14 protein-coding genes are annotated in these 17,760 nt (G+C 48.4%); 13 read left to right on the forward strand and 1 reads right to left on the reverse strand.

Translation table 11 applies throughout. The features are described 5' to 3' along the window. Positions 1 to 605, reverse strand: a 605-nt coding sequence (locus tag PHW04_09200; GenBank protein MDD2716057.1) for a 6-phosphofructokinase, incomplete at its 3' end; no start/stop codon positions are given. A gap of 103 nt (positions 606 to 708) precedes the next feature. On the opposite strand from PHW04_09200, the gene PHW04_09205 reads away from it, so the two are divergent. The 13 genes from PHW04_09205 to PHW04_09265 all read left to right on the forward strand — a co-directional run bounded on the left by PHW04_09205 (position 709) and on the right by PHW04_09265 (position 17,746). Continuing rightward, on the forward strand, positions 709 to 1,335 hold the full coding sequence (locus tag PHW04_09205) for a hypothetical protein (protein MDD2716058.1): 627 nt from the start codon (positions 709 to 711) through the stop codon (positions 1,333 to 1,335). A gap of 109 nt (positions 1,336 to 1,444) precedes the next feature. Beyond that, a complete protein-coding gene (locus PHW04_09210; GenBank protein MDD2716059.1) occupies positions 1,445 to 4,186 on the forward strand; it encodes a C1 family peptidase in 2,742 nt (913 codons plus the stop codon). Positions 4,187 to 4,205: 19 nt separating this feature from the next. Then, positions 4,206 to 5,021 (forward strand): sugar phosphate isomerase/epimerase, encoded by an 816-nt coding sequence (locus PHW04_09215; GenBank protein ID MDD2716060.1) that lies wholly within the window; start codon positions 4,206 to 4,208, stop codon positions 5,019 to 5,021. 47 nt (positions 5,022 to 5,068) lie between these two features. Then, positions 5,069 to 6,007, forward strand: a complete 939-nt coding sequence (locus PHW04_09220; protein ID MDD2716061.1) for a DUF4846 domain-containing protein — start codon at positions 5,069 to 5,071, stop codon at positions 6,005 to 6,007. A 95-nt stretch (positions 6,008 to 6,102) separates the two neighbouring features. Next, the gene (locus PHW04_09225; protein ID MDD2716062.1) at positions 6,103 to 6,678 is read left to right on the forward strand and encodes a hypothetical protein; all 576 of its coding nucleotides are present in this window, start codon (positions 6,103 to 6,105) and stop codon (positions 6,676 to 6,678) included. Further along, positions 6,669 to 8,171, forward strand: a complete 1,503-nt coding sequence (locus PHW04_09230; protein MDD2716063.1) for an ankyrin repeat domain-containing protein — start codon at positions 6,669 to 6,671, stop codon at positions 8,169 to 8,171. Before PHW04_09225 ends, PHW04_09230 begins: the two co-directional genes overlap by 10 nt. A 14-nt stretch (positions 8,172 to 8,185) precedes the next feature. Then, positions 8,186 to 8,848, forward strand: a complete 663-nt coding sequence (locus tag PHW04_09235) for a hypothetical protein (protein ID MDD2716064.1) — start codon at positions 8,186 to 8,188, stop codon at positions 8,846 to 8,848. A 36-nt stretch (positions 8,849 to 8,884) separates the two neighbouring features. After that, positions 8,885 to 9,925, forward strand: coding sequence for a 3-deoxy-7-phosphoheptulonate synthase (gene aroF / locus PHW04_09240; GenBank protein MDD2716065.1), 1,041 nt, complete (start codon positions 8,885 to 8,887; stop codon positions 9,923 to 9,925). A 235-nt stretch (positions 9,926 to 10,160) separates the two neighbouring features. Continuing rightward, positions 10,161 to 11,681 (forward strand): putative DNA binding domain-containing protein, encoded by a 1,521-nt coding sequence (locus tag PHW04_09245; GenBank protein ID MDD2716066.1) that lies wholly within the window; start codon positions 10,161 to 10,163, stop codon positions 11,679 to 11,681. Positions 11,682 to 11,865: 184 nt separating this feature from the next. Further along, positions 11,866 to 12,387 (forward strand): hypothetical protein, encoded by a 522-nt coding sequence (locus tag PHW04_09250; protein ID MDD2716067.1) that lies wholly within the window; start codon positions 11,866 to 11,868, stop codon positions 12,385 to 12,387. A 74-nt stretch (positions 12,388 to 12,461) separates the two neighbouring features. Then, positions 12,462 to 13,760, forward strand: coding sequence for an agmatine deiminase family protein (locus PHW04_09255; GenBank protein MDD2716068.1), 1,299 nt, complete (start codon positions 12,462 to 12,464; stop codon positions 13,758 to 13,760). A 118-nt stretch (positions 13,761 to 13,878) separates the two neighbouring features. Then, the gene (locus tag PHW04_09260; protein ID MDD2716069.1) at positions 13,879 to 15,663 is read left to right on the forward strand and encodes an adenylate/guanylate cyclase domain-containing protein; all 1,785 of its coding nucleotides are present in this window, start codon (positions 13,879 to 13,881) and stop codon (positions 15,661 to 15,663) included. A 127-nt stretch (positions 15,664 to 15,790) separates the two neighbouring features. Then, entirely contained in the window at positions 15,791 to 17,746 is a 1,956-nt protein-coding gene (locus PHW04_09265) for a C25 family cysteine peptidase (GenBank protein ID MDD2716070.1), read from the forward strand. The last annotated feature ends 14 nt before the right edge of the window (positions 17,747 to 17,760 follow it).

Here is a 17,760-nt window from a genome sequence, read left to right on the forward strand (position 1 = left end):
TTCAGAGCTATCCAGCCCGCGTAACGTCCCATGACTTCCACGACCATCACCCGCTGATGAGCTTCAGCAGTGGAATGAAGCCGGTCTATGCACTCTGTAGCAAAAGAAACCGCAGAATCAAATCCAAAAGTAATCACGGTTTCGTCAAGGTCATTGTCAATGGTTTTGGGAACGCCGACGACCTTCAGACCCTTCTGGGCAAACGAATTGGCAATAGTCAGCGAGCCGTCACCGCCGATTGCAACCAGAGCGTCGATTTTATTGGCGCGGAACGCATCCATGATTTCGCTGGTGCGGTCTGTTTCCACAAGTTTGCCGTCCGGTCCAGGCATGGGAAATTTAAGAGGATTGCCCTTATTGGTGGTCCCCAGGATCGTGCCACCCAGGTGGGTGATTCCGCGGACAGTTTTTTGAGTCAGATGGATCAGCCCGCCTTCCGGATATCTCTCAGGAAGAAACAGTCCGTTGTAACCGTCACGGATGCCTACACATTCCCACCCAAGATTCAAGGCAGAGATGGTGGCAGCTCTGATCACAGCATTCAGGCCAGGGGCATCTCCACCTCCTGTATTGATGGCGATGCGCTTGATTTCATTTTTTTTCATGTGCCACTCCATTTTATTGTTGAAGAAAATTTTACCAGATTTTTTTAAAAGTGGCTAGAGCTGGTTTCTTGAATCAGGAATGAAATTCAGGTTATATGTATGTATGAACTGGAAATTCTGTCTTGCACTGATTTTAATTGCTGCCGGATCCTGTCTGGCTGGAAACCTGGACTACCTGGTCCGGATCAATCTGTTGAATATCCAGTATTGGCAGGCATTGCCGAGCTTTGCTGAGACACCTTCGGCTGTGCTCGGGTTCAAGTGCTTCGTCCCTGTCGCAGGCAACCCGTCTGATGTTAATTACAACCAGTATCTGACTAAAACTTTCAATCTCATCAAATACAGTACAAACAGCGACGGTTTGTTCCAGGCATTCAAGACCGGGATCATGGATTATTGCGGGAACTCTCTCTGGGGGAATATTTTCCAGAAAAGAGAAATTCTGGAAGATCTTAAACTAGCCACCAATCTGCTGATCTACTGCGACGTGCCTGTCACCAATCAGTTTGTGATCGTCTGCGCTATTGACAAGGTTTCACCCTGCGCAGTGACCAGATATTCATATGTAGCAGTCAGGCTTCTGATCCTGCCTGGGAAAAAAGCGTATTCTCTCAGAGATATTTTAATCAACTCCTCGGCTTCTTTCACCCAAGTCCTGGAAGGCAAATTTCAGTCAAAGCAGATCTCTTTCCTGAAAAGTGAAATCGCCAGGAAATATTACGTAAATTAGGCAGGAGCATCCGCAGCATTTTGTAACTGGCATTTCGCATCATCCTTGAAAATAATATTGAAGTGGATATAATTAACTTATTGTATCTTCATTGCTGGGGGGGCATTTCATGAAAAAATATTTCGGATTCCTTTTAACGGTTCTTTTTATATCCAGCCTGAGCGCTAAAATCAATACTTTCAGCCGTTTCACGAAGGATGTGGAATTCAAAGCAGCCCAGAGTCAATGTCTGAAAGAAGGTGCGAAGTATACTGTAAACCCTGATACGATCACAGGGGATATCCCTCTGGAAAAACTTTGCGGCTTAAAAATACCCAAAAACATCAATCAGGACCTCAAAGACAACAAACTGGTTCTTCCCAGACTCAAAGCAGCGCTGCCTCAGAAATTCGACTGGCGGGAAAAAGGTGGTGTCACAGCCTGCAAACATCAGGGAGAATGCGGATCCTGCTGGGCTTTTGCCTCAATCGGGGTGCTGGAAGCTGCGATCAAGATTAAAGACAAGCAGGAAGTCGATCTCTCAGAACAGGACCTGCTCTGCTGCAACCCCTGGGGTGATGGCTGCGGCGGAGGCTGGATCTCAGCCGTGAAGTTTTTCAAGACCGAAGGCGCTGCCCTGGAACGTGACTATCCATATCTGGGTTATGATGCTGAATGCAAAAACAGTATAAAACGTCCCTTTCGGATCAAAAGCTGCGGTTATATAGGAAATTCGGTCAGCGAAATCAAGCAGGCAATTCAAGAATACGGGCCTGTCTGTTCGGTTGTTGCTGCGGACAGGGTTTTTAAGCAGTACTCAGGCGGAATTTTCAATCATGATTCAATGAATGGCATCAACCATGCCATCATGCTTGTAGGCTGGGACGATACTCTGGGTGAAAATGGTTGCTGGATACTAAAAAACTCATGGGGTACCCGCTGGGGTGAAAATGGCTTCATGAATATCGAATATGGCCGCTGCCAGGTGGGAGCTTCCAATGTTGCTGTTGTTTACGAAGGGAATCCTCCAGTATCACCGGACCCGGCTCCGACCCCTTCACCTGATCCAGCACCCAATCCAGCACCTGATCCATCACCCAATCCAGCACCTGGTCCATCACCCAATCCAGCACCCAGTCCTTCTCCTAATCCCGCACCTGATCCTTCCCCAGATCCAGTACCTGCTAAAAACGGCAGTGCCCGGGTGATGGCGGATGACGGCGGAAATCTTTCCAACAACGATGCCGGTATCTTCCGGGACGGCCTGAAAAACATCGGCTGGAAGATCGAAAGTTTCCTGGAAAATTCTCAGGTCGAAAAAAAGTGTTTTAACCCTGAAACCCCTATAGATCTGGTATATTTCACAGGTCACGGTGCTCCAGGTTATATTCATTTTGAAAACGGTGGAATCAACAGGGAAGAAGTGAGCGGAAAAAATGTCAAATATTTAATCAGTGCTACCTGCCTGACTGTCGCAGAAAACATCTGGAAGCAGAATTTCGGACAGGGTCTGAAATCTGTAATGGGCTACTATCAGACATCCTATGACGGCCCGGATGACGATGTGGCGTCAATTTTCACAAAAGCCATCAATGGTCTCAGTCCGGATGCAGATGTTACCCGGTATGTTTCAGCCTGGAAGAAAGCTAATCTTGAATCCAATGGAGGCCTTGAAGACCGCTGGAGTGCCCAGACAGCTGATAAATATTACTATGGTGGAGGAGGTCCGGATCCTGGACCTGCACCTAACCCGGCTCCAGCACCTAACCCGGCTCCAGCACCCAACCCGGCTCCAGCACCCAACCCGGCTCCAGCACCCAACCCGGCTCCAGCACCCAACCCGGCGCCAGCGCCCAATCCAGCGCCTGCGCCCAATCCAGCGCCAGCACCCAATCCAGCACCTGCGCCCAATCCAGCGCCTGCGCCAAACCCGGCTCCAGCACCCAATCCAGCACCTGCGCCCAATCCAGCGCCTGCGCCAAACCCGGCTCCAGCACCCAACCCGGCGCCAGCGCCTGATCCAGCTCCAGCACCTAATCCTACTCCTGCACCGAGTACCAATATCAATGACATTATCCAGCAGATCCAGAATCTGATCAACAATCTGATCAATTCCGCCCGTGACATTGACAACCGTTGCTGTGTTGGAACCAAAGGAATGAAAACAGTACGTCTCACCGATAAACTGAGCTATTCCTTCAATCTCGCCAAATCACAACCTGGCGAACTCCCCAGTTTCAAAGCTTCAGTCGATGAACAGGAAATCAGGAGACTCAGCGCTCTGCCACGTGCCAAGAGCGGCAACACCACTCTGAGCGACTCAGGCAGATACCTTGCAGATCTGCCGGATTGTTTTAAGGCTTACCCGGACAATCCATTCAAAGTTTATTCAGATGCTGTCACATACATAGAAAACAATGGCGGTTTCCCAACCGACGCAGTGCTGGATTCTTTCTGCCCTGTCTTTGAAATTGATAATTCAGGCAACAAGTCCATCCTCAATTATTTTCTGTCATTCAAAAGAGTCAGGGAAGGTTACGAGATATCAGGGACCAGGGGCGACTGCATCAGTCTACTGCTTGGAAAAGACGGAGTAATTCTTTACCAGCGTATCTGGCGGAAACTGGAAGAATTGCCTCCTGCAAAAAGTTATCTGATCGGGCCTGTGGCAGCCCTGACCAAGTCAGCGCAGGCGATTTCTTCCATGATCAAGGGAGACTGCCAGGTCAGCCTGACCGAATATTCGCTTGGTTTTTACTCTCCGCCTGGTGAAAAAACCGAGTCAATCATCTTGAAACCGTGCTATCATTTTGCGGCAGCTGACGGTTACAAATTTCATGTGGACGCAGAGACTGGTGAACTGTTAAAATAATCAGAAAAGCAGGATCCACATGGATATCACAAAACGAAATATTTTCGGTTTCACAGTGGTGCTGAAACCGCCAGAGGAATATCTGGAAATGGCAGTCAGGGACGGCCTGGACCAGCTGGAAATTGATCTTCTCTATAAATACAATTGTGTGAACTCCTTTGACGATGAACGCATCCGAAAGCTGAACCTGTTCGCAGAGCAACACAATCTGCGTTACAGCCTGCACACTCCGTATTGCTTCAATCCGGCAGAAGCAGTCAGCGAAATCCGCCCTCATTGTGTGGAGTATTTAAAAAACTGCGTCAGGCTTGCCAAAAAACTGAATGCCACCCATCTCACGACTCATCTTGGATACTGTATCGGCATGCCAACCTGGGACTGGTTGCGCAAGGCCGGATTCGACCGTCTCTGCGACACACTCAATCAGGTGGCTGCAGTCTGCGGCGAGCTGAAGCTTCCCCTGGCCCTGGAAAACGTCAATCCCATGCCAAAAGGCATGCAGTTCTTCTATCTGGGAGACAAAGTCTCTGACCTGGTGCATATATTCAATGAAGTGGATCACCCCTATGTACGATTCTGCCTTGATGTGGGTCATGCCAATACAGCTGAAGGTCCGCTGGAATATATCCGCAAATTCCCTGACAGGATCATCAATGTGCATTATCACGACAATCACGGCACCCAGGACGAACACCTGAATATCGGCGAAGGCAGCATGCCCTGGAAGGTAATTCTCTCAGAACTTTTCAAACTTGGTTTTCATGGCCCGTTTATCAGCGAATGCTTTAATGAAACCCAACTCCAGTCCAAAACCAAGCTCGAATCATATATTTAAACTGCCTTAATCTTGATTAATATTCTGATTCTGCCGATGGCTATCTGATGTTCAGACTAATTGTAACATTCATCAGATACTTCTACTGCGCAGCTGTTGCTGTGACTTTGATTCTGCTGTCTTTTCCATCAACAGCCTGCTGCGATGTTTCACCTTATAAGTGGCTGCCTGAATATGTCCCTGAGAGCGCAATGATCCTGAAAATCCATACACCTCAGAACTACAGGCGGATCCGTTATCAGGATGATTCCTATGCTGAATGGCTGCGCCATCTGCCTCTGAAAAAAGAGGGCTCTAAAGTTTATCTGGGATATGCCATGAAAAACATTCAGCTGAATCATGTCGCAATCATCGACATAGACCAGGGAAAGCGCGAGCTGCAGAAGGGCATTGGATTTACATACCGCCTGCTTGCTGAGTACATGTATTCACTGGAAATGTATCAGGATCTGCGATATGAAACTGAGCAGGGTACTCAGATTTCCTTTTTCTGGGATCTGTATGGCTATAAACCTACTGTAATTAAAAACGACTATCAGTGGAACTGGAAGCGGCAGTCGATCAAGGACTACGACAGATTCCAGGAATTCATGTGGAAATATGTCAAGGCAGGCACATACGAAGGGACTTTCCAGAAGCTCGAACGGCTGAAAAATTTTAATGATCTGAGAATCGGTGACTTGATCACCAGGAATGGATTCGATGGCTGCGCTCTGCTGGTGATTGATATGGCGGTTAATCCTCTTGATCAGACTAAAGTTTACCTGTTTGCTTTCAATTCAGTTCCAAATCAGGATCTGCAGATAATGGCGAATCTAGGCGACCGGGAATTGTCTCCCTGGTATTCCTTCAAGAAATTCAACGTTAAAATCAGCACAACTGAGTTCGTGTTTCAGCAATCCGACGCATTCAGGATCTGGAACAAAGAACCAAAAGCTGCTCCAGGGCTCAGCCCATATTATCTGGAAATGCCTGTAAAAGAGTAGAGTCGGTTTCTGACTCATGGGACAGGTTCAGAGCTGTTTTTCTCAGAGTTTCCTGTTATAATCAGTTAATAATTCCGTAGGAAGAGATTTTAAATTTGCGGATTTCAGAAGACAGCAGCATAGAAGAGCTCTGCAACATCTCAGCGATGCTCATTGACAAGAGCATCCACGATTTGCTGCAGGTCAGCTCAGACTCTTTGCCGAAAAGCGTGGCCATTTATCATTACACACGTGCCATCCGCTATCTGGACGAAATCACCCTGCTCTGCAGCAAGGGTTTCTGCAGGGAACCGGAAGATCTCCTGAATGCGCTTTTAAATCTATATGTAACTATCCGCTGGCTGCTTTTTTTTAATCCCAAGCAGAGGATTCGCGATTTTATGCAGAACGAATCCGGAAAAGCCTCCTCTGAAAAATGGCCTCAAAAAGATGCCAAAACAATGGCTGCTGAAATCGGTTACAGCCAGGAATATGAGAATTTCATGCTCGGGATCTTTCTCTATCCGGGCAATGGAAAACACGCAGCGATTTCGGGGCAGGATCATGAGCAGCTCAGAAAAATGCTCAGAGCAGGGATCGAACTTTTCCTGGAAATCAAGAAATACATCATGAAAATCCTTGAAATAACATGGGATCAGGCTCAGGAAATGGAGACCTTGAAATGCCTGTGAAAGAGAAAGTACAGAAGATTTTTTTTCTGATTGCCGCAGCTGCGGTTTTAATGATACCCACAGGATGCGGAAAGCCCGAGCCTGCAGGTCAAATCCTGCCGGGTACGCAACAATCGCAGACCAACTGCCTGCTTTTCCTTGTCAAAGAAGGCGGAAGCCAGATTCTTCAGAAATATGATACTGTCACCGGGAGCTTTGAAAAGATCAATCTCAGCGGAACACTCGACATGACCTCTCATCCTTGTGTTTTCGGGAGCAGACTTGTCTATTCCGCAACTGTTTCGGGTAAAACCGCGATCTTCTTTTCCGGCACCAGTGGAGCAGATCAGAAAAATGCTGCTGAAATGCCTGGCAGGAACTTTTATCCGAGTTTTTCCCCTGACGGCAAAAAAATTCTGTTCACTTCAGACAGGGACGGGAATGAGGAAATATATCTGATGAACAGTGACGGAAGCAATCAGAAAAACCTGACTGGAAATCCGGCGAAAGACAACCTGTCAGTGTTTGCACCTGATGGAACTAAGATCGCCTTTGTCTCAAACCGGGATAAAAATTCAGAGATTTACCTGATGGATATTGACGGCGGCAATCAGAAAAGAATCACGAAAAACGATTTTCCGGACGCTTTTCCCGTGTTTTCCCCTGACTGCTTAAGGATCGCATTTTTGAGCAAACAAAGCGGCAATTTCGACATTTTTTCCATGGCTCTGGACGGCAGCTCTCCCAAGCGTCTGACAGAAAATACGGATTTAGACGGATACCCTTTTTACAGCCCTGACGGAGGGATATTTTATGTTTCGAAACAGGCAGGTGCCACAGACATCTGGCGCATGAACCAGGATGGAACAGATCAGCGGAAAATTACAGGCACAAGCCAGGATAAAATTTTATGCTGGGTAGGAATGATGCTTTCAGGAGAAATCAGAGATCCACAGCCGGAATCCCGGCCTGCCACCAAGGAAATCGAGAAAACTGTGAAGAAAACCGTCAAAAAGAGTGCAGCTCTCTCGGAAACCGACAAGCTGCTTTTCGCAGCAATCCGCGCCAACGATGCCGCCACAGTAGAGACCGCCCTTAATTCAAGTGCCAACCCCAATTCCAGCGATTCCGGCTCTTCTCCGCTGTTCGCAGCTCTTTCCATGCGCAACCTGGAAATCGCGGATGCACTTGTCAAGAAAGGTGCTGATGTCAACTGCCCGCTGCATTTCGGCAATACTCCGCTGCTGTTTGCGCTGAGCTGGAACAACCTGGAAATTGTCAAATTCCTGATCGAGCGCGGCGCTGACGTGAATCAGCCCAACGATAACGGCACTACTCCGCTGATTACCGCAGTCCAGCTTCACAAGCAGGACCTGATAGAAATCCTGATCTCAAAGGGAGCTGATCTCAATAAACGGGACGGCAAAGGCAAATCAGCGCTTGACTATGCCAGAGACGGAAGTGACGATGCAATCGCCGCAATTTTAATCAAAGCCGGAGCCAAAGGAAATTGACGTAAGGAGATCCTTTGAAAAAAATAATGCTTGTTTGTATACTGTCCGCCTCGATCTGTGCTTTCTGCTGCCCTGCCTGCTCGCTGGGAAATTCATCGCTGGATCAGGTAAAACAAACGTTGAGCCCGAACTATCAGAAGCTGATTTGCCTTGCCAACACCTTGGATTCAGATCTGAAATCTCCGGTCAAGCAGAAAAAAGACTGGGACGATCTATCCCAGTGTTACCTCGTGTTCGAAACAAGATTCGAGCAGTGGCTGAATTTTCTTCCGGATGCAGAGCGTCCTGTGGACATCAGGATTAACCTGGAATATTTCGCAAAGCTGCTCAATGGATTAAAAGCTTCGATCAGGTCGGGCGACACTGTAGGCTTGGAAAACAAGACTGTTGAATTCAAGGAAGAACTGATCTTGTTCTACCACAACAGTCCGCTGGACTGCGCACTGACTGCCATCAGGACCAATGATGCCGAGTATCTCGGCCGGGTTTATAACGGTTTGAGCGAGCTTTCAAACACGAATCCTGGAATTGTGGAATACATCACATGGGTCTGGCGGGTCAGAGAGAATTTCAATGATCCGAAGCTCCGGGGAGAATTTGTAAATTGGCATCAACAGAACTTCCTGAGGCTTCGCAAGGCATTTTCCGACTATTTTGAAATTCACAGCTGGTATTAAGACATACAGCAGGACGAAATGCAGAAAGGATAAGTCATGATCATCAAATGCGACATCAATATCAGTGAACAGCGCTATCAGCACATACTTTCCGAGATCAGGAGATTAGGAGTCACTCCGGACATACTCAGGGGACGCGACGGAGTTAACACGCCTGTAATCGGATTGAAAGGCGACTGCATTCACCTGCTCCCGGGCGACTTCACCAAGCTGGAAGGCGTGGCTGACGTGCAGCGGATCACAGTGCCTTACAAGCTCGCGAGCCGTAATTACAACCATCTGGATACAGTAATCGAAGTCGGGGCTGCGGCGATCGGGGGGGACAATCCGGTAGTCTTCATGGCCGGACCCTGCGCTGTTGAGAGCAGGGAACAGATTCTGAAAATCGCAGAGCAGGTGGCAGGGCAGGGTGCCCAGATCCTGCGGGGCGGTGCCTGGAAACCGAGAACCTTTGCCCGCACGTTTGAAGGCCTGAAAGAGGATGCGCTCAAATTCCTGCAGGAAGCGAGCCGGCTGACCGGACTTCCGGTTGTGACTGAAGTGATCAGCCCGAACCTGATTGACTTGTGCTACTGCTATACTGATATTTTCCAGGTCGGAGCCAGGAACATGCAGAATTTCGATCTGCTGGACAAACTTGGAATGCAGAACAAGCCAGTGCTTTTAAAGCGGGGAGTATCGGCCACTCTGGACGAGCTGCTGGGTGCTGCGGACCGCATCCTGGAAGGCGGCAACAAGAAAGTGATGCTCTGCCTGCGCGGAGTGCGCACTTTCGATTATTCGCAGCGCTATCCAGCAGACCTCTATGCAATTCCAGACCTTCTCAGAAAGACCCATCTGCCGATCATTTTCGACCCGAGCCATTCGGCAGGGACCCGCTCGCTGGTGCCTGAAATCGCCAGAATGGCGATCGCAGGCGGCGTGCACGGCCTGATCATTGAAGCGCATTACAATCCGCCTGAAGCACTCTGCGACGGTTCGCAGATGATCACACCCGACGAACTGGGCCAGCTTGTGACTTACGCCCGCGAACTGCGCAAGCTGCACAAGGCTCTGGCCGGGAAACCTAACGGGTAAAGTTTGACAGTTTAATATTCATCGAGCAGACGGAAACTCCTTTCCCGTCATTCCAGCGCAAGCTGGAATCCATCCTTTTCTCTTGATTTTTCAAGCAAAAAGCGATAACATAAAACTGGCATTCATTTTCTGAAAAAAGCGGCCGGGTCCGGGATAAGGTCGTGCCACATATACTGCCTCAACCATGACCTGACCCCGTCATCAAACAAAGCAGGTAGTATTTACGGAGTAAATTATGCCTCTGCCAATTAATTTGAATGATCTGCTTCACTGTAAAACCGTGGAATCTGAACGCCTTGAATTCAAGGCAGGCTGGAATCCACTTGATACAATCCAGACAATCTGCGCTTTTGCCAATGATTTCCATAACCTGGGTGGCGGCTATATCGTTATTGGTGTTGAAGAAAAAAACGGACAGCCGAAACTGCCGCCTGTTGGTTTGAATACCGATCAGATTGGCACAATCCAGGAGGAAATCCTGAATCTCGGGCACAGCGCGATCCAGCCCGCATATAATCCTGTGGTTGTGCACCATATTGTTGAAGAGAAATCCATTCTCGTGATCTGGGTTCCTGGTGGCCAGACCAGGCCTTATAAAGCCAAACTTGGTTTAGGGAAAAGCTGCAAGGAATATGGATACTTCATTCGTAAATGTTCCAGCACAGTGCGGGCTAAAGGGGCGGACGACACCGAGCTGCTCTCGCTGGCTGCTACTGTCCCGTCTGATGACCGCATAAACCAGCGCGCGAGGATGGAAGATTTGTCCCGCGACTTGATCCTGGATTTTCTGAAAAAAATAGACAGTGAACTTGCTCCTCTGGCTGCAAAGCTGCCTCTTCACGAACTTGGTGCACAGATGAATATAATCGGCGGGCCTGTGGAAGCTCAGTTTCCGCTTAATGTTGGCTTGCTTTTTTTTAACCCGGAACCTCACCGGTTTTTTCCGGTCACACAGATAGATGTGGTCTGGTTTCCGGAAGAACCAGGCGGAGACCGTTTCACGGAAAAAATCTTCCGCGGACCTCTGCCGCAGATGATCCGCGAATCCTTGGACTTTATCCGGCGCAACTACCTTAACGAGATTGTCATCAAACACCATGATCGGGCCGAGGCCACGCGCGTTGCCAACTTTCCGTATGATGCCCTTGAAGAAGCCGTGGTCAACGCTGTCTATCACCGCAGCTACGAAGAACGAGAGCCTATAGAAGTACGAATTACTCCGAACGAGATGACGATTCTCAGTTTCCCTGGCCCAGACCGTTCGATCAGACTTGATCAGCTCCGCATCGGGAAGGCCGTTTCCCGCCGTTACCGCAACCGCCGCATCGGCGAATTTCTCAAAGAACTCGGTCTTACAGAAGGACGGGCAACCGGCATACCCAAGATTCTGCAGGCAATGAGCAATAATGGCTCACCAGATCCTGATTTCGAAACAGACGATGATCGCCTGTCGTTTGTTGTCCGGCTGCCGGTTCATCCTGAATTTACCATAGCAGCGCATAATAAAGACTTTCGGCCCGAGTCACGGCCTGAGTCGCGGCCCGAGTCACGGCCCGAGTCAATTCGCGAAAAAGTTCTGGCTGCACTTTTGGAATGTCCAAAATCAAAATCAGAAATAGCCAAAGCAATAGGGCATAGCAATATATCCGGGGAACTGAAAAAACAGATAAGCTTGCTCCTTGCTGAGAAGTTAATCGAATTCACTAATCCCGATAAGCCTAAAAGCCGTTTGCAAAAATACAGACTGATCCGATAAGGGAGGGAACAGTACCGGGACTATACATTTGTCAAAGATAAAGCACACATTCTACAGCCCATGAAGATATGGATTTGAGTATGGAATAAATTAATTGCTTGACTGTACGAAAATTTTGTACAGTTGATTTAGTGGGATGTTTTCAGGAAAAAGCTACATATGTGCAGCCAACGGAGCTAATAAGATGAGTCATTCGTTCCGGCAGCTTTTTGCAGAATCTGATGGCCGGGTCCTGATTTTAGATGCATGTTCAAAGGCTTATTTACTTATTTTTGCTTTTGCTGCATTACTGCTTTTGATGCCCCTGGCAGTAATTATTCACCGGGGCAGTGCAGATCCCGGAATCGTTAAAGTGACTGTTTCCATGGCAGCCATAGCCTGCTTCCTGATAATCGTGTTAAAGGCATTTAAGATTACACTCACTGATGAAGAGATAATTTACAGATCGTTTTTCTTGGGCACGAGAAGCATCCGCCTCTGTGACATTAAAGAGTACACGATACTTGCTGGAGAATATTCGGTCTTGGACGGAACCTTGCCTTCTGCGCACTTGGGGATCATGCCGTTTTCCTCAGAAGTCAAACCCATCTGCATCAGTCTCAAAGTATTTGACGAAAAAGAGATGGCTAGAGTAATTGCTGTACTGGATGAACATATCGAAGAAAACAATAAAACGCAGCCGGACGAAGGAAAACATACACCTTGATCTTCCCGGCGCAATGTATATAATTTATTGAAGAGTATTGAGAGAAAATAAGGATTGTTCCTGCGGAGGGGAGTATGAAGTCTGCGCTGCTCTTTTTAGTGTTTTTCTTCTCCATCAATATATTTTCCCAGGAATTAACACACTCCCAGTTCATCAAAACCTGCGGGATTCCCTGGCAGATCAGGACAGCGAAGGATGCAACACCTCCGCAGGGTAATTTCACAGTTCCTGCCGAATTCGATCCTGCAGAAGGCATCATCGTCTGCTGGGACTGGACTCACTCCAAACTTCAGAAGGAAATCATTAAATTCATCGCTACGGACACTAAGGTTTTTGTCTGTGGATCAGTTGATGCAGTGAAAAAGGAACTCACTGATTTCGGCGTGAACATGGCTAATGTCAGGATCTTCAATCTACAGCTCTCGATCTGGGTCCGCGATTTCGGACCCTGGTGGATCATCCCTGAAAACGGTGGGCGGGAGAAAGTGCTGCTTGAGGCTCAATACGGCCCTGTCCAGGAACTGGCTGACAAATTTCCGGGTAAGAATCATTTATCGGGATTTTACGATAACGGCGGGAATATGATGTTCGACGGCAGAGGCACTGCAGTCTGCTCTGCTTATTATGATAAACCCGAAAAACTGGAAGAAGTGCGCAGTGTATACAGGGATTATTTCGGCGCAGGCCAGCTGATTTTTCTGAAAAAACTGCTCAAGGAAAACACAGGACACGTGGACCTGTACTGCAAATTTCTCGGCCGCAACACAATCCTGCTCGGCGAGTACAGGAACGCTCAAGACGGAGTACCTGGCAACAAGGAAATCCTGGATGAAGATTACCAGACCCTGACTGCAGCAAAAAACCTCTCAGGCGAACCGTATCGTGTGGAGCGGATCCCGATGCCTAAATATGGAAACAATAACGGTGATATCGTAAATTTCAGTTACCTCAATTCGCTGATCGTGAACAGGAAAGTGCTGGTGCCGATTTACAACATTGGAACAGACCAGGAAGCTCTGGAAATCTATCGCAGGCTGATGCCCGGTTATGAGGTGGCAGGCTTTAACTGCAGACAGATCATTGAGCTGGAAGGAGCGATCCACTGTATCACGATCGGAGTTTACTCAGACCCGCTGAAAGTGATTCTGGAATTTGCAAAGATGGCCGGAGATCCGCTGAAGCTGCACGTCTACTCCTCATCTCCTCTGACACGCGCATTCGCTTGCTACCAGGTCTCCGGGTATTTTCATCAGACACCGCTGAGCCTGGATAACGGAAGCTATACATTCCCGCTGCCTCAGCATTGCGGCCTGAATCACTGCAATTTTGTTTTCCAGGATTCGGAGGGCCGGACCAGGATCATCACTCCCTGAAACCTGCAGATTTCCATTGCAGACCTACATACTGTAAATGGATACGATTCCATCTGCGCAGACCTGACACCCAAACTCGATTCTGTCATGAAGCAGGATGCAGGAGTATAATCCACACATGTTCGGAATCCTGAAAAAAATATTTACCACTCTGGGAAAGCTCTATCTTCCGATCTATCTGCTGTTTTTTATCTCATTTCTGGCATTAACATGGCTCAACAGCATTTTACAGATAATTACCTTCCAGGATTTCAGCAAATTGCGCGGCAATGTCCAGATGCTTTTGAGCGACACAAGGGAAATCCAGCTGTCACAAAAAGATACCTTGGAATTTCTGACTGATTACCTTTCGCACCTCACTGACATTCTTCATGGTTCAGACATCAGGCGGATGTTTGACGCCAAGTCCGGGATTACTGAAAAGATTCCTCTCATTGGTGATAAAACCGGTCCGAACCATTTGAAGGTCAGCCGGATCAGCAAAACCGGAGGAGACTATTTCCAGCCGACAAACCTTCTGATTCTGCTGATCATAGTCTGGCTCTGGCCGATCTACCGCTATAATCTGTTCGGCTTAAAAGACCGGCCCAGTCTGGTGGAAAAGCGCATCCTGAATCTGCCTTTCTTCCTTTTCATCCTGCTCTGGTTCAAAGCCCTGATCGACATGTTAAACACCTATATTTTCTGTGAGGGATTCATGGGGATTATCCCTCTCAGCGTTTTGCTGACAGCTTTTATCTTTTTCCTGTTCAGCGGTTCATTTATGAGTTTTTTCCTGCTTGAACTGATTCCCCTGTATGTAAAAAAAAGGATTGCAGAACCTTTCTTTGCCGAGCAGGGTCTTTACAGGATTAAAAAGGGTCTCACGATCGGGCTGGGCCTGCGGAATTTTTTCATGGTTTTTTCCCTGGCCTTCATCCCGTTGCTGCTCTGCCTGTTTGTGCTGTTTTACCTTAATTTTTCCTTCTTTTTCGGGATGACTGCGGAAGAATTTCAGCCGATCTATTTCTGGCTGCTGCCTACGGCATGCGCAGCCATTGGGCTTTTATTCCTGACCGCAGGATTTTATCTGCTTCAGTTTCTGGCCATCTATCTCAACCGCCGTTCCCTGCTCAAACCTCTCAACATCCTGATCGGGAGGATGAAGAGAGTGGCTTCAGGAGATTTCAGCTGCAAGACTTCAGTCCTTTATTCTGACGAGATCGGCCAGCTCAAGGGGCATTTCAACCTGATGCTGGACGGCCTGCAGGAACGCGAAAAAATCAAGGACACCTTTGGAAAGTATGTTTCAATGGAAATAGCCCAGCAGATCATGAAATCAGGCAAGGTCAATCTGGCCGGTGAACTGATCCAGGCCACAATCCTGTTTTCAGACATCAGGGATTTCACGCCTCTTGCCGAAAAGCTCGGACCGCAGGAACTGATCACCTTCCTGAACGATTATTTTTCATATGTGCTGGACCCGATCATCAAGAATCACGGAGTTGTGAACAAATTCATCGGCGATGCAGTGATGGCTATTTACAGCCCTGTCTTCGGCCTTGAAGATCACGCTTCCCTGGCCCTGAAAAGCGCGCTTGAAATGGGGGAGGCACTGAAGCGATTCAACAGCCTCGGAAAATATCCTGAGATCAGATTCGGGATCGGCCTGCACACCGGGATACTGGTGGCAGGCAGCGTTGGAGTGAAGGACCGCATGGAATACACAGTGATCGGCGATACAGTCAACATCGCCTCCAGAATCCAGACACAGACCAAGGAAGCCCAGTCCCAGGTCCTGATCAGCAGCGACTTATACAAAATGATCAACCCCGAAGCCTTTCCTGGAGTCGCGTTCACAGCCTGCGATCCTGTGCTGCTGAAGGGAAAATCCCAGCCCATGGTCCTGTACAAGGTTAACTGATACCTGGCCCCTGATTCGCTGACAACTTCAGATTCCCATTGCAGATCTCTTTAGTGTGAATATAATAATAATGAGTCAGGATAAATCCGGATGGAAATTTTTAATCAATAGATTTTCTGGAGGTAACATGAAAGTTTTCGCTCTCAACCTGCTCCTGGTCTTTTCCTTATCCGCAGCCCATGCCGACTGGATCGGCCTGACAAAGTCCCCTGATTATTCGGCATCCAAGCAGATCACCAAGAACTTCGGCTCTGAAATCCAGCTGGATGTAAATGTGCCGGGAGTTTTTATCAATCAAGTCAAGCAAAACGGTAAAACCTATTCCAAATTAGAGCTTCCTGAATCATCTCTGACCCTATTAAAGGGCTTCCCGGAATTGCCCAAGATCACTTCCTTTATCGCCCTGCCTGGAACTTCGGGAGTCAATGCTTCCATAGTCAACAGCGACTCAGTGATCAGGGAGATCGACCCTCTGGTCCCTTCCAAAGGCAATCTGATGAGAGACATTAATCCGGACCGCGTGGAATATGAATTCAGTGACATTTACCAGACAGACGGCTGGTATCCGAAAACCGAGGAGATGGTCAGCGTGTCTGCACCATTCAAGTTCAGGGATATCTGGGGCGTGCAGCTGACGGTGATCCCTTTCCAGTTCAATCCCAAGGAAAACAAGCTGCGGATTTATACAAAACTGACTGTTTCAGTCAACGCAGGAAGTGACTTCAAAGGCGTATCAAGGATCAGGCCTGATTCAGCTGATTTCGAGAATCTTTATTCCGATGTTTTCATTAATTACGAATCCCAGAGTGCTAAGGGGTGTTCAGACCCAAAAGAAAACAAGAACCTGCTGATCATTGCCCACGATTCCTTCCTTGATTCGCTCAAACCGCTCAAGGAATGGAAAGAGAAGCTGGGCTGGAAAGTGGATCTGTTGCCTGTCTCTCAGGCGGGTGGTTCAGCGGATGGAATCAAATCATTCCTGCAGAAGCGTTATGACGAAGGCAATCTCTGCTTTGTGCTGCTGGTGGGAGATGCGGAACAGGTTCCGACCTTGAAAGGCAAGATGGAAGGTGCTGACTCCGACGCCTGCTATGTCAAGCTCGCAGGCAATGATAATGTACCTGACGCTTTTATTTCCAGGATTTCAGCAGAAACCCCGGATCAGGTCGCTTACATAGCTGCCAAGTCCATCAATTACGAACAGAATCCTGCCACAGGCGACGCTGCCGCCTGGTACAAGCAGGCATTAGCCATTGCTTCAGACCAGGGTAATCCCAAGGATTACGAGCGGGCCAGTGAACTCAACGCGAGCCTCAAAAGTTCGGGTTTTGAAAAGATTACTGAATGCTATGATAAAAACGGCGCTGAAGCGGACAAGAACACCATCTTCAATGCAGTCAGCGAAGGCTGCAGCATCATTAATTATATCGGCCACGGAACTCCTACCCAGTGGGTCACCAGCGGCTTTAATGTCAGCGACTGCCAGAGCCTAAGCAACGGCGGCAAACTGCCTGTGATCTGGTCTGTAGCCTGCCTCAACGGAGCTTTTGTGGATACCACCTGCTTTGCCGAAGCCTGGCTGAGAACAGGCAGCAAAGGCAGCCCGGCAGGTTGCATCGGCATGGCAGCTTCCACCACAAACATGGCCTGGGTGCCGCCCTGCACCTGGCAGAAGCACGTGATCACTGTCGAGACCTGCCAGCAAAAGCATGCCACCGCATCAGTGCGCAATCTTTACGGAGTGCTGAAATGCATGGAACAATACGGCGCAGGTGATAAGAGCGAAGGAAACCAGCTTAATGAGCAGCTGATCTATTTTGGCGACGGAACTGTCACCCTGCGTAACGGCTCTTCACGCAATGTCTCCTTCGACAAAACAGTCAAGGCTGCCGGTTTTGATCTTGGCTTCAGGGGTACTGATTTCAGCGGAATCACGGTCACTGTCTATGGTGACAGTCTGGAGAAGCTGAAAATCCTGCATCCGGACGAGAATGGCATGGTTTCCCTGGCCCTGGAAGGACAGAAATATTTCACGGTCTCAGGTCCTGACATCATCCCGCAGGTAGACCAGCCTATCAATTGAACTTTTAAACGTTC

The sequence above is a fragment of the Candidatus Wallbacteria bacterium genome, assembly GCA_028687545.1.
Classification (GTDB): domain Bacteria; phylum Muiribacteriota; class JAQTZZ01; order JAQTZZ01; family JAQTZZ01; genus JAQTZZ01.